Source organism: Microcystis sp. M53602_WE12 (assembly GCF_030065455.1).
Lineage (GTDB): Bacteria > Cyanobacteriota > Cyanobacteriia > Cyanobacteriales > Microcystaceae > Microcystis > Microcystis aeruginosa.
Map to the genome: position 1 here is coordinate 1 of NZ_JASJFB010000054.1, position 14,036 is coordinate 14,036.

At 45.5% G+C, this 14,036-nt stretch carries 13 protein-coding genes; 8 read left to right on the plus strand and 5 right to left on the minus strand.

Annotated elements, in window-relative coordinates; genetic code table 11:
• The first annotated feature begins 240 nt into the window (after window positions 1-240).
• Window positions 241-2,034, plus strand: a complete 1,794-nt coding sequence (locus PX482_RS02405) for a fatty acyl-AMP ligase (RefSeq protein WP_002763465.1) — start codon at window positions 241-243, stop codon at window positions 2,032-2,034.
• Between the two features lie 325 nt (window positions 2,035-2,359).
• Here the strand turns inward: PX482_RS02405 and lspA are convergent, their stop codons facing one another.
• Genes lspA through bioB form a run of 3 tightly spaced genes read right to left on the minus strand, consistent with a single transcriptional unit; the run spans window position 2,360 to window position 4,555 of the window.
• On the minus strand, window positions 2,360-2,827 hold the full coding sequence (gene lspA / locus PX482_RS02410; protein WP_002763467.1) for a signal peptidase II: 468 nt from the start codon (window positions 2,825-2,827) through the stop codon (window positions 2,360-2,362).
• Between the two features lie 11 nt (window positions 2,828-2,838).
• A complete protein-coding gene (locus tag PX482_RS02415; RefSeq protein WP_190359530.1) occupies window positions 2,839-3,489 on the minus strand; it encodes a biotin transporter BioY in 651 nt (216 codons plus the stop codon).
• Window positions 3,461-4,555, minus strand: a complete 1,095-nt coding sequence (gene bioB, locus PX482_RS02420; protein WP_002763471.1) for a biotin synthase BioB — start codon at window positions 4,553-4,555, stop codon at window positions 3,461-3,463. The genes PX482_RS02415 and bioB overlap by 29 nt, the downstream gene beginning before the upstream one ends.
• Before the next feature lie 133 nt (window positions 4,556-4,688).
• On the opposite strand from bioB, the gene rfbC reads away from it, so the two are divergent.
• The 7 genes from rfbC to uvrC all read left to right on the plus strand — a co-directional run bounded on the left by rfbC (window position 4,689) and on the right by uvrC (window position 11,047).
• The gene (gene rfbC, locus PX482_RS02425) at window positions 4,689-5,234 is read left to right on the plus strand and encodes a dTDP-4-dehydrorhamnose 3,5-epimerase (RefSeq protein ID WP_002763473.1); all 546 of its coding nucleotides are present in this window, start codon (window positions 4,689-4,691) and stop codon (window positions 5,232-5,234) included.
• 5 nt (window positions 5,235-5,239) lie between these two features.
• Window positions 5,240-6,115, plus strand: coding sequence for a dTDP-4-dehydrorhamnose reductase (gene rfbD, locus PX482_RS02430; RefSeq protein WP_288095659.1), 876 nt, complete (start codon window positions 5,240-5,242; stop codon window positions 6,113-6,115).
• Between the two features lie 4 nt (window positions 6,116-6,119).
• Complete coding sequence (locus PX482_RS02435; protein WP_288095661.1) at window positions 6,120-7,193, plus strand: glucose-1-phosphate thymidylyltransferase; 1,074 nt, start codon at window positions 6,120-6,122, stop codon at window positions 7,191-7,193.
• A gap of 270 nt (window positions 7,194-7,463) precedes the next feature.
• Entirely contained in the window at window positions 7,464-8,549 is a 1,086-nt protein-coding gene (gene leuB, locus PX482_RS02440; RefSeq protein WP_002763479.1) for a 3-isopropylmalate dehydrogenase, read from the plus strand.
• Window positions 8,550-8,628: 79 nt separating this feature from the next.
• A complete protein-coding gene (locus tag PX482_RS02445) occupies window positions 8,629-8,889 on the plus strand; it encodes a hypothetical protein (protein ID WP_002734814.1) in 261 nt (86 codons plus the stop codon).
• A gap of 129 nt (window positions 8,890-9,018) precedes the next feature.
• Window positions 9,019-9,165, plus strand: coding sequence for a hypothetical protein (locus tag PX482_RS02450; RefSeq protein ID WP_002763481.1), 147 nt, complete (start codon window positions 9,019-9,021; stop codon window positions 9,163-9,165).
• A 4-nt stretch (window positions 9,166-9,169) separates the two neighbouring features.
• Entirely contained in the window at window positions 9,170-11,047 is a 1,878-nt protein-coding gene (gene uvrC / locus PX482_RS02455) for an excinuclease ABC subunit UvrC (RefSeq protein WP_002763483.1), read from the plus strand.
• On the opposite strand, the gene PX482_RS02460 is transcribed toward uvrC, so the two are convergent.
• Together PX482_RS02460 and PX482_RS02465 are read right to left on the minus strand one after the other, a co-directional pair.
• Window positions 11,009-11,203 carry a hypothetical protein gene (locus PX482_RS02460; protein WP_288023511.1) on the minus strand — a complete coding sequence of 65 codons (195 nt, stop codon included), beginning with the start codon at window positions 11,201-11,203 and terminating at the stop codon, window positions 11,009-11,011. The genes uvrC and PX482_RS02460 overlap by 39 nt on opposite strands.
• 151 nt (window positions 11,204-11,354) lie before the next feature.
• Window positions 11,355-14,036 (minus strand): efflux RND transporter permease subunit (locus tag PX482_RS02465; protein ID WP_288122027.1); only part of this gene is annotated, 2,682 nt, incomplete at its 5' end.

Here is a 14,036-nt window from a genome sequence, read left to right on the forward strand (position 1 = left end):
GTAGGTAGGCGTTAAAAATTATCAGACACCCCCCTTATCAAGGGTAGGGTTGATTCATGAATCAACCCTACCTTATCAAGGGGGGCAGGGGGGATCGAACCTAAAATCCATTTTTAATTTAATTATAACCAGCTACTTAATCCTACACCTTGACCGATCGCCTTCGGCACTTTATCCTAGCGCCATGGGCAAATATGTTAAAACTTCTATACAATAGCGCCAATAAGCCCGATAACAACGATGACTGAAACCCTAATTCAACCCACAACCCTAGTAGAACTCTTACGTTACCGCGCCACGGCACAACCAGAGGGCCATGCCTACACTTTTCTTATCGATGGTAAAAAAGAAACCCCACCTTTAACCTACAGTGAACTCGATCGCCAAGCAAGAGCAATCGCCGCCTATTTGCAAAAATACCAGGCCCAAGGGGAACGCGCCCTATTACTCTATCCTCAAAGTTTAGAAGTAGTGGCCGCTTTTTGTGGTTGTCTCTACGGGGGAGTGATTGCCATTCCCGTCCCCCCACCGGAATCGGGACGACTTAAGCGCACTCTGCCCCGTTTACGAGCAATTGTCAAGGATGCTAATGCCACCTTTGCCCTAGTTACCGAAAGTATTCTGACTCTTATTGAAGGTGTTAAGGAAGAATTTCCAGAATTCGACCAAATGAAATGGATTACTACCGAAAGTATTGATATTTCCCTCGCGGACCAATGGCAAGATCCCCAGGTGGATAAATCGGCGCTTGCTTATCTGCAATATACCTCCGGTTCGACTAATATCCCCAAAGGAGTGATGTTAAGTCATTTTAACCTGATGCACCATTGCGGTTACTTGCAAAAAGCTTGTGGTTACGAACCGGATAGCGTTACCCTCACTTGGATGCCCTATTTCCACGATTACGGGTTAGTCGAAGGTATCACCGTCCCCCTCTACAACGGTACACCCTGCTATCTCATGTCTCCCTTTGCTTTTATTAAGCGTCCGATGCAGTGGTTAAAAAATATTACTAAGTACAAAGTTACTCATAGTCAGGCCCCCAACTTCGCCTATGATCTTTGTACTCGTAGGATTAAAGCTGCCGATTTAGCGGAATTAGACCTGAGCAGTTGGCAGGCCGCAGGAAATGCCGCCGAACCGATTAATCCGAAGGTCATGGCCAAATTTGTCGATACTTTTGCAGATTACGGCTTTTCTTGGCAAACTTTCGCCCCTGCCTACGGATTAGCTGAATATACCCTCTTGATTTCCAATAAACCCAAGGGAACCACCCCAATTATCACCGCTTTGGATGCAACCGCCTACGAACGCGGTAAAATTGTCCCTGTAGGCTCCGATCGAACCACGGGAGTTAGATACGTCCCCAGTTGTGGTCGTCGCGTCTGTGATACCCGTATAGCTATGGTTAATCCCGATACTTTCACCCTTTGTGCAGCCGATGAAGTGGGCGAAATTTGGGCCAGTGACCCCAGTATGGCCGCTGGATATTGGCAACGGGAAGACGCAACTAAAGAGACTTTTCAAGCTTATCTTGCTGATACGGGAGAAGGACCGTTTTTACGCACCGGAGATTTAGGTTTTCTTCTCGATGGGGAATTGTATATCACGGGACGGATTAAGGATTTAATTATTGTCCGTGGCAGTAATCATTATCCCCAGGATTTAGAATGGTCAGTACAGCATCTTAATGAGGTTTTTCGTCCCGATTATGGTGCGGCTTTTTCCATTGAAGATAATGGGGAAGAACAGTTAGTTATTGTCCAGGAATTAGAACGTCGCAGCGGCGAATTAGATACGGCTAAATTAATCGCCGATATCCGTCAAGAAATCGCCGAAGAACACGAAATTATGACCCATGCGATTGTTCTGGCTAAATCGGGAACAATTCTCAAAACTGCCAGTGGCAAAATTCAACGCCGCGCTATTAAACAGAATTTTCTCAATGGTAATATGAGTGTTATCGATGCTTGGTCAGAAAATCCTGAGTTAGTTAGTAAATTTAATCGCTCTATTTCTCAAACAGAAGCATAGTTTTTTGGGTGGGCATTGCTCACCCGATCGAGTATAACAGAGGCAGGGGGCAGGAGGCAGGGGGCAGGGGTAGGGTTGATTCATAGTAGGGTTGATTCATAGTAGGGTTGATTCATGAATCAACCCTACCCGTTGGGGGCGTGGCGCCGCCCCCAAACCCCGGAGCGCATTAGTTTTTCGGTGGTATGCTTACAGACGGCTGCTGATATATCTGTAATAATTTAAGAGTCACTCCACTTGCATTTGAACAGAACAAGTAAGGGCGAAGCATTCGGATAGGAAATCTACGGTTTCAGCGATAGGTTATCGCTCGAATGCTTCGCCCCTACGGGACCCTTGACTTGTGGGGAAAGGTAGAAATTAATAGGCAAATAATCCCGATATTAATAAAGACATCAGCCAGATTAAAAACAGGAAAATTAATCAATCTAAAATCGAGAAAATCCACCACATAACCAAACAAAAAGCGATCGATGCCATTGCCGAAAGCCCCTGCTAAAATAAAACCGTAGGCTAATTGTTCCCAACGATTTAAATGCGGTCCAAAGTAAGCAAAAGCCATTAATCCCAAACTAACTAATAAGGATAGCCATTTTAGCCAACCAACACCGCCCCGAAAAACACTAAAAGCCGCCCCGGTATTAATCACATAGGTAAAATGAAAAACCCCCGGAATAATCGGGAAAGTATCACCAATTTGCTCAAAACTCTGCACGGTTATATACTTAGTTAATTGGTCTAAAATTAGACCAAGCACCGCCACTATCCAAAACCAGCGATTCTTTTTTAACATTGGCTGTGGCATCAATAAAATAATAATTTACGGAAGAAAAAGGCAATAATTACCACCACACAAATTACTACTAACTGCCCTAAAAATGGCCAGACTGAATAATTCATAAATAGGGTGGGCAAACTATCGGGAAAGGTGATTTGACTGGCTTGGGGCTGAAAAATCGACAATCCCAGCATATATAATAAACCGCACAGATGAATAACTAACAAACCGGCAAAGGCACTTAAAGCAAGGGTTTCTATCTTGGCGCGCCAGCGAAAAGCCAACCAACCACACAGCCATGCCCCCGGCATAAAGCCCAAAATATAGCCAAAACTGGGTTCTTTCAGATAACCCATTCCCCCACCCTGGGCAAACACAGGCAACCAAGTTAAACCGAGAAAAATATAGGCCACCTGGGCAAGAAGCCCGGCATTTTTGCCCCCCAGACAGCCCGTTAACAATACTGCCCCAATTTGGTAAGTTATGCCTAGTTTTTGCGAAGATAGACCCGCAGCCGACCAACTAGCTAGGCTTACTGGAACAAATGTACTAAAGATTGTCAGCAACAAACCAATCAAGGCCCAGATTAACTCATTGGGAACCGATGCGGAAGTGCGCCGGGGCGGAGAGCCTCGTCCTCGACGTGATTTAGGTTGCCTGTTGGGGTTGGTATTCACCGGGGATGGGGGCTTCTCCTCCTATTAAACTAAGATCAGCCAACATCGCCTGATCCTGTTGGGGGGGTTGTCCTAGAGTGGTCAAATAATGCCCAATCAGCATAGCATTAATTCCCGATTTTAGCCCCAGATTTTGCAATTCTCCCATCACCGCCTCTCGTCCCCCGGCATAACGGAGGATTTGTTGAGGTAAGATAAACCGGAAAATAGCGATCGCTTTTAGGGCAGTCAAGGGATCCAGTTTGGGTAAATGACCTAAAGGGGTGCCACTTCTGGGGTTTAATAGGTTAATCGGCACGGATTCCACTGCTAATTCCGCCAGGGAAAAAGCTAAATCAATGCGATCAGTCCAACTTTCCCCCATACCGATAATTCCCCCCGTACAAGCTTGAATTCCCGCCGCTTTCAGGTTTTTTACCGTTTCTACCCGATCCTGCCAACTGTGGGTGGAGACGACGTTAGGATAAAAATTCTCGGAAGCTTCCAGATTGTGATTATAACGGGTAACTCCAGCTTCTTTTAAGGCCTGGGCTTGGGCAAGGGTTAACTCTCCGAGGGCGCAACAGGGTTTAATCTTGGCCGTTTCGATGATTTCTTGAACTGTGGCCAGTATTTCCTCGAATTCCTGCGATTTAGGGCTATTGTACTTTAATCCCCGGCCTTGACTAACTAAACAGAAGCGTTTGGCCCCCGCGTCGGCTGCCGCTTTCGCATGGCTGACGATTTCCTCGCGACTTTTTAAACCGTAGATAGGCGAATCTTGACCGGGATGGTGGGCGGATTGGGAACAAAAACTGCAATTTTCCGAACAACTTCCCGATTTTATGTTGATAATGCTACATAAATCTACCGTATTACCACAACAGGCCTGACGAATGCGATCGGCAGCTTCACATAAGCTGAAAATATTTTCCTGACCTTCGATCGCAGTTAAAGCTAGGGCCTCTTGCTTACTGAGTCGATCTCCGGCGATAATCTGATTAGCCCTAGTCTGTAACCAGTTTTTTAAGGCTTCTCCCTCCATGGGGATAGATTGAGTAGCGGTGTGTGTAGAGACTTGTACCACGTCGTTTATGCTCTGACTAAGTTAGGCTCATCTTATCATTATTCAGTTACCGGGGAAAGATTAATAAAAAACTTTAGAAAAAAATGCCCTTTTGTGCTAGACTACCCGCAAAAGTTATCTTGTCTCCGATTTTATGAAAGTTATTCCCACGGAAATTCCTGATGTTTTAATCATTGAACCGCAAGTTTACGGAGACGATCGAGGTTTTTTCTTGGAGAGTTTTAATCAGAAAGATTTTCGAGAAAAAACTGGAGTCAATACCACTTTTGTTCAGGATAATCACTCTATGTCCTTAAAAAATGTCCTGCGAGGATTGCACTATCAAATCCCCAATCCCCAGGGTAAATTGGTGCGAGTGGTGAACGGTAGTGTTTTTGATGTGGCCGTGGATGCGCGTCAAAGTTCCCCCACTTTTGGGCAATGGGTAAGCTGTGTTTTAAGTGCGGAAAATAAACGTATTTTCTGGGTTCCCGAAGGTTTTGCCCATGGCTTTCTAGTTCTCTCTGAACGAGCCGAATTTCTCTACAAAACCACTAATTATTATTATCCCCAATACGAAAAAACCATTTTATGGAATGATGCCGATTTAGGGATTGATTGGCCCCTAGAGATTCCCCCGATTCTCTCCCCTAAAGACCAAGCTGGACAACCCTTTAAATCCGTGGAAGTTTTCCCCTAAAGACAATGAAAAAAGTTTTACTAATTGGTGCTAAAGGTCAAGTGGGACAAGAGTTACAAGTAACTTTACCATTCTTGGGCGAAGTTATTAGTATCGGTCGAGAAGAACTAGATTTAACTAACTCGGAAAAAATCGGCCAGTTAATTAGGGAAATTCACCCCGATTATCTGGTTAATGCCGCCGCTTATACGGCAGTGGATAAAGCCGAAACCGAGCCAGAATTAGCCTATGCTATCAATGCTACAGCCCCGAAAATCATGGCGGAATCTGCCGAGAAAATTCAAGCTAAATTTCTCCATATTTCCACCGATTATGTGTTTGATGGTCGAAAAAATACCCCCTATCTAGAAACCGATCTAACTAATCCTTTAGGGGTTTATGGACAATCAAAGTTAAGGGGAGAAGAGGAGATTAAAACTGTTAATTCTCAGGCAATTATCCTGCGTACTGCTTGGGTTTACGGCAGTTATGGCAAAAGTAATTTTGTCAAAACCATGCTGAGATTAGGCAAGGAAAGAGAGGAGTTAAAAGTAGTTGTCGATCAGGTGGGAAGTCCCACTTGGTCCAAAGATATCGCCACGGCCATTACTCAGCTTTTAATTAATGTCGATAATCCCGCAGGAATCTATAATTTTACTAATAGCGGTGTCGCCAGTTGGTTTGATTTAACTAAAGCGATTTTTGAGGAGGCAAAAATAAGCGGTATTCCCTTAAAAATTCAGAGAGTAATTCCCATTACTACTGCTGAATATCCTACCCCAGCAGTGCGTCCAGCCTACTCGGTTCTTTCCGGTCAAAAAATCTCGCAACAATTGGGTTATATTCCTCCCTATTGGCGGGATTCCCTCAAAGCTATGCTCACCCAACTATTTAATCTTTAAAACTATGAAAGCACTAATTTTATCCGGTGGTAAAGGTACGAGGTTACGTCCCCTAACCTATACTGGGGCAAAACAGTTAGTTCCCGTTGCCAATAAACCGATTTTATGGTATGGAATCGAGTCAATTGTCGCCGCAGGAATTACCGATATTGGCATTATTATCAGTCCCGAAACCGGGGAAGAAATTCGTCAGACCACGGGCAGTGGTGAACAGTTTGGGGCTAAGATAACTTATATTCGCCAAGATCAACCAGCCGGATTAGCTCACGCGGTCAAAACTGCCCAATCTTTCCTAGCAGATTCCCCCTTTATTATGTACTTGGGTGATAACCTAATTGAGGATGATTTATCGCCCTTTTTAGACTCTTTCCAAAAACAGTCCCTTGATGCTTTAATTCTCCTGCGAAAAGTGTCTAATCCCAGTGCTTTTGGGGTGGCAAAAGTAGATGAAACCGGCAAAGTTTTATACTTAGTCGAAAAACCCAAAGACCCCCCCTCAAATTTAGCTTTGGTGGGGATTTATTTTTTTGCCCCCACCATTCATCAAGCGATCGCATCTATTCAACCTTCGGCAAGGGGTGAGTTAGAAATTACCGACGCTATCCAAGAATTAATCAATCAAAATAAAGCAGTAGAAGCCAATAAACTACTGGGTTGGTGGTTAGATACGGGTAAAAAAGATGACTTATTAGAAGCAAATCGGATTATCCTTGATACCAGTCTAGAAATCGCTTTGCGGGGAGAAATTGATGCTAATAGTCAGGCGATCGGAAGGGTACAAATTGGTCAGGGTAGTAAAATTATTAATAGTACCATTCGCGGCCCTGTCATTATTGGAGAAAATTGTCACATCGAGAATTGTTTTATCGGTCCCTATAGCAGTGTGGCTAATGGAGTAAAATTAATCGATGCCGACATAGAACACAGTGTAATTCTCAAAGATGCCACGATTATTGGCATTCATCAGCGCATAGTTGATAGTGTGATCGGACGACGGGCAAAATTAGAAATTGCCCCCCAACGTCCCAAGGCTTTACGCTTTATGATCGGGGATGATTCCCATGTAGAATTAGTGTAGTTAATGGGGATTAACTACCCCTTTAATTAGGGTTTGCGGCAAAAAGTTTTTCCTGGGTGTAGGGTGTAGGATTTTACCGATTTTCAGAGGTTCAATTACCTAATTTTCAGGGAAAAAGTGCCTGAATTTTCCCCCCAATCACTCCAATCGCTGGCACTTTTTGATGGGAAAAAAGTCTAAAAGCCTTATCCAACAAGGTTTTTAGATTTATTCAGCCAACCCTAACTATGTTATAATCAAGAGTCTGACCTATTTTACCGTTCTAGAACTATGACGCAACAGTATCGCATTACCCTACTACCCGGCGATGGCATCGGGCCGGAAATCCTCGCTGTCACCGTAGAGATACTGAAAGTCATCGCTAAAAAATTTGACCTCCAGTTTGACTTCCAAACCGCTTTAATTGGAGGGGCAGCCATTGATGAAACCGGCAGTCCCCTCCCCGAAGCAACCCTGAGCGCCTGTAAAAATAGTGATGCTGTTCTCTTGGCCGCTATTGGGGGTTATAAATGGGATAATTTGCCTCGGCAGCAAAGGCCAGAAACGGGATTATTAGGCTTAAGATCCGGTTTAGGTCTTTTTGCTAATTTACGTCCTGCCACCATTTTTCCGCAATTAATCGACGCTTCTAGTCTCAAACGGGAGATTATCGAGGGAGTGGATATCATGGTCGTCCGGGAATTGACCGGGGGTGTTTACTTCGGTCAACCGAAGGGGATTTTTGAGACGGAAACGGGAGAAAAATGCGGTGTAAATACCATGGTTTACTTGGAATCGGAGGTGGACCGCATCGCTAAGGTAGCCTTTGAAATTGCCCAAAAACGCGGCAATAAACTCTGTTCCGTCGATAAAGCTAATGTTCTTGATGTTTCCCAACTCTGGCGCGACCGGATGACGAAAATGGCCGCTAATTATCCCGATGTGGAACTTTCCCATCTCTACGTCGATAACGCAGCCATGCAGTTAGTCCGGGCCCCCAAACAATTTGATACTATCGTCACGGGCAATTTATTCGGTGATATTCTCTCCGATGAAGCGGCCATGTTAACCGGTAGTATCGGAATGTTACCCTCCGCTAGTTTAGGGACTGCTGGGGTGGGAGTTTTTGAACCCGTCCACGGTTCGGCCCCAGATATCGCCGGCCAAGATAAAGCCAATCCGATCGCCCAGATTCTCAGTGCTGCTATGATGTTAAGATATGGGCTAAATCAGCCTTTAGCGGCAGCAGCACTGGAAAAAGCCGTAGAAAAAGTCTTAGAGTTCGGTTATCGTACCGGAGATATTTTCTCGGAAGGTATGACCTTAGTGGGATGCCAAGCTATGGGCCAGGCCATCCTAAAAGTTTTAGAATCCTAACAAAAGTGGCATAATCGGAAATCGTCATATACCATTGATTTAATAAATATGTCAATTTAATCGTGGGGAGACGAGTGCTATGGTAGCCCTATCCGAGAAAACAGAACAACAACGTGTCGATATGGAAATTCCAATTTTGTTAGATCCTACTGTCTTACGGGCGGCCAGACGCATTTATCGCATCTACTGTACCCTCAATAGCAGAGTTAGTAAACGTCCTTTCGGTGTCGCTATTAACCGCGACAATCATCGGGGCCAATTAATTTTTAACAATAAACCGATTCTTCTCCCCGGTGAATGTTTCGTCCCGATTAAGCAAATCGAATCAGAAGCCTATTAATTTTTGTGAAGATTTGCCCTAAATATCTTGCCAAACGTCAGCTAATACCCACTGGCGTAATTTTTTTGTCTAATATAGGGTTTGCTGAATAAATCTAAAAACATTGTTCGATAAGACTTTTAGACCTTTTTGAAATCCAAAAGTACCGGCCATTGGAGTAATGGGGGGGAAAATTCCTGGACTTTTTCCCTGAAAATCGGTAAAACCCTACACCCCACACCCTACACCCCACACCCCACACCCAAGACAAACTTTTTGCCGCAAACCCTAATATAAAAAGATGTTCGGGAATAATCTTAACTCTACCCTAATCCAAGACCTCGATCGCCTAGAAAATCGTCTTCGGGAAATTCCCCTCGAACCGGGGGTTTACTTCCTGCGCGACCAAAATGGCGAAATTCTCTACATCGGTAAATCCAAAAAACTCCGGTCTAGAGTCCGTTCCTATTTTCGTCCCAGTCAACCCCTCAGTCCCCGCATTGCTTTGATGGTGCGACAGGTGACGGAAATTGAATTTATCGTCACCGACACGGAAGCAGAATCTTTGGCCCTGGAAGCTAATCTAATTAAACAACATCAGCCCCATTTTAATACTCTCCTCAAGGACGATAAAAAATATCCATACATTTGTATTACTTGGTCGGAAACCTACCCGCGCATTTTTATTACCCGCAAACGTAGCATAAATAACCAAAAAGACCGTTATTATGGTCCCTACGTCGATACAAGGCTGCTGCGCCACACTTTACACCTAATTAAACGCACTTTTCCCCTGCGTCAACGTCCCCAACCTCTTTTTAAAGACCGTCCCTGTTTAAATTATGATATCGGTCGTTGTCCAGGGGTTTGTCAAAAATTAATCAGTCCCCAAGATTATCGGGAAACCTTGCAGAAAGTGGCGATGATTTTTCAGGGAAGGACGGGAGAATTATTAGACAAATTAGCGACAAAGATGCTCGCAGCGTCGGAAAACCTAGATTTTGAACAAGCGGCCACGATTAGGGATCAAATTCGCGGATTACAGGCTCTTAATACCGATCAAAAAGTCTCTTTACCCGATGATACCGTATCCCGGGACGCGATCGCTTTAGCTAAAGACGAGCAGCATTGTTGCATACAATTATTCCAAGTGCGTTCTGGTCGTTTGGTGGCACGTTTGGGATTTTTTGCCGATAGTCAGTCAGCAAACGAGGGAGAAATCCTGCAAAAAGTCCTGGAAGAACATTATTTATCGGTGGAAGGGGTGGAAATTCCCAGCGAAATCCTGCTACCCTGCGAATTACCGGAAGGTGAGGTGTTAGCGGGGTGGTTAAGGGAAAAAAAAGGTCGCAAAGTCGAGTTAACTGTCCCCCAACGGCAAAGTAAAGCGGATTTATTAGCTATGGTCGAGAAAAACGCTCTTTATGAGTTAGAAAAGACGAAAAGAAGCGCCGACCGAGATTTACAGTCTTTGCAGGATTTAGCGGTAATTCTCGATTTACCGGCACTACCCCACCGCATCGAGGGTTATGATATTTCTCATATTCAGGGTTCTAATGCAGTCGCGTCGGGAGTGGTGTTTATCGATGGGGTGGCCGCTAATCAACATTATCGTCACTATAAAATCAAAAATCCCGAAGTTAAAATCGGCCATTCCGATGATTTTGCCAGTTTAGCAGAAGTAATTCGCCGGCGTTTCCGTCGTTATGCCGAAAATACCGATAATATTGCCGAAAGTGATGATTTTCCCGATTTGGTCATGATTGATGGGGGAAAAGGACAATTATCAGCAGTGGTGACAGTTTTAGGGGAGATGAATTTATTAGAACAGGTAAAAGTTGTTAGTTTAGCTAAACAGAGAGAGGAGATTTTTTTACCGGGGGAATCCTCTCCTTTAGAGACAGATAAGGAACAACCCGGAGTGCAATTATTGCGTCGAGTCAGGGATGAAGCGCATCGCTTTGCTGTTAGCTTTCACCGACAACAAAGGATGCAAAAAAGTCGCCGTTCCCGTCTTGATGAGATACCCGGGTTAGGTTTTAAGCGACAAAAAGATTTATTAGCTCATTTTCATTCTCTGGATTATATTCGCGAAGCTTCCCTAGAACAATTGCAACAGGTGACAGGAATTGGCGAACAATTAGCTAAGGAAATTTATAATTATTTTCATCCTAAGTAGGCTATCCATTAGTCGGATCTTTCTTAACAAAAAGAGAAGAAACTTAAGGTTCTTCGTTACTTGGTATGGTTCGATCAGGGGGCATAAATAGGCTAAATCCTTATCTGGCAAGAGACTTAATTGATTAGCTCGTTCTAGATTGAAAACAATTGGCAAAAATCGAAGCAATGTCTTTCTATATAAGGGTTTCATCCCTTATAACTCCCGTCCATTGCATAACACAAACCGAAGAACCATAATCTCCTGACTACTGACTACTGACTACTGACTACTGACTACTGACGACCGGCTACTGACTCCTAACACCCTAGTCAGTCGGGGACTGAGGAGAGATTTTCAAAGAGGAAATGGCCCCTTCTTCTATCGGGGTTTCTGATGTATTCCTTTCCCCATCGAGAGAAGGGGTTTTTTTGCCGCCAGAACCGCCACTTTTCGGGGGTTTCGAGGAGAGGAATTGGGCCTCGAACTGTTTGATCAGCACATACAACACCGGGACGAGAAATAAACTCAACACCGTGGAAATCAGATAACCGCCTAGGATTGCAGTTCCCAGAGACCAACGACTCATCGCTCCGGCGCCGGAAGCGATAACCAAGGGCAAGAAACCGACTAAACCGGAAATAGCCGTCATCAGAATCGGTCTTAAGCGTTCCGTCGAGGCCCGGGCTGCCGCATCGGGAATACTTAAACCCAAAGTACGGGACTGGTTAGCGAATTCCACGATTAAAATCGCATTTTTAGCCGCTAAACCGATCAACATGACCAAAGCCACCTGAGCATAGATATTATTATTCACCGCCGGGAACAGACTACCCACTTGTAGGAAATTCGCCCGCAACAGTAAGGCCCCCATGGCCCCTAGGATCGCTAGGGGAACGGTAATCATGATGATAATCGGGTCAATGTAGCTTTCGTACTGGGCCGCAAGGACGAGGAAAACCACGATAAAGGCTAATCCGAAGATAACTGGGGCAGCCCCGGCGGAAGTTTTTTCTTGGAAAGCTGTACCCGTCCAAGCGTAACCGAAACCGGGCTGCAGGACTTTCCGACAAACATCTTCCATCACTGCGATCGCCTGTCCCGTACTAAAACCGGGGGCGGGACTACCCTGAACGTTAATCGAGGGATAGAGGTTAAAGTTAGTGATAATCGGTGGATAGGTGAAGCGTTTGACGCTAACCAAACCCGATAGGGGAATATTGGCCCCGGTACGGGAACGGACGTAAAGACGGTTAATATCTTCAGGATTAGAGCGATAATCCGCTTCTGCTTGGGCAAAGACTCGATACAAGCGATCGCCTAAGACGAATTGGTTGACGAAGTTGGAACCGAGATAGGTTTGCAGGGTTCCGAAAACGGCCTGCATATCGACGTTTTGCGCCTGTAGCTGGTTGCGATTGATGGAAAGTTCCAGCATCGGCGTGTCGGTGGTAAATTGGGTGAAAATTCCCGATAATTCCGGTCTTGTTCGGGCCTCGGCCATGACGTTATTAGCGTTGGCAATCAAAGCGTCCATGGGGAAAGAAGCGCGGTTTTGGATAAATAACTCGAAACCGCCGGTAGAACTTAATCCATCCACGGGGGGCGCATTAACGGCGAAAGCGCGAGCATCTGGGACTTTAGTGGCTAATTGTTGGTTAATTTTCCGCAGAACCCCGAAAACCGACTTATCTTCGCCGGGCCGTTCCGACCATTCTTTTAACTTGACAAAAAATAGTCCTTGGTTGCTACCACTTCCGGCAAAACTAAAGCCCGCCATACCGACAAAGTGTTCGATTTCTTCGATACCGTCGAGAATTTCTTCGTTAATCTGACGGATAACCTGGTCGGTGTAGCGCAGGGAAACCCCGGGGGGTGCTTGCACCAAAACGAAGGCATAACCTTGGTCTTCTTCGGGGATAAAACCCTGGGGAGTGGTGCTATAACTCCAAGCTGTGAGAAAGAGGGCGGCGATAAAGAAGGGTAACACTAAAAAACGGATGCGGATCAGAAATTCGATCGAGCGTCGATAGCCTTCTTTAACTGCGTTGAAACCCCGATTAAAGCCCTCGAAAAACAGTCCCAAGGGGCCGCGGGTGCGTTGGGGCGCTTTCATGATAATCGCCGACATGGTGGGGGAAAAACTGAGGGCGTTAAAGGTGGAGATGATAATTGAAGCGGAGATGATGACGGCAAATTGTCGATAAACGATCCCCACCGTACCGGGGAAGAAGGTGACGGGAATAAAAACTGCCAGCAGTACAAGAGAACTAGCAATCACCGCCGAGGTTAACTCGCCCATGGCATCGAGGGCAGCTTGAAATGGCCGCATTCCCTGCCGTAATTTTTCCGATACCGCTTCTACGATCACGATGCCGTCGTCCACCACTAAACCGGTGGCCAGAATGACGGCAAACAAGGAGAGGTTATTGAGAGAATAGCCTAAAGCCAGGGCGACGGCCATGGTTCCGATCAAAGATACGGGAATAGCGATCGCCGGAATGATCGTGGTGCGCCAATCCTGAAGGAAGATAAAAATGACGAGAATAACCAGTAAAATCGCCTCCACCAGAGTGCTAAAGGCTTCTTCCAGGGAAGCGGCGACAAAAGCCGTATTATCGAGGGTAATGGCGATATTTAACCCCGGGGGGAAACTTGGTTCTAGTTCCGCCATTTTTTCTTTTACCAGTTTGGCAGTATTCCAAGCGTTGGAACCGGGTAACTGATAGACGATATAGACGACGGCGGGGGATTTGTCGAAATAGGCGGCGGTACTGTAGCTTTCGGCTCCGATTTCTGCGCGTCCTACGTCTTTAATTCGGATTAAATCGCCATTTTCCCCGACTTTGACGACAATATTTTCCGCTTCCTCCCCGGTGGCCACCCTACCAACGGCGCGAATGGCGATCTGGAATTGCTGCTCTTCGGGACTGGGATCACCGCCAATTGTCCCCGCACCCACCTGAATATTCTGTTCTCGGATCGCCTGTACTACTTGTTCCGCCGATAC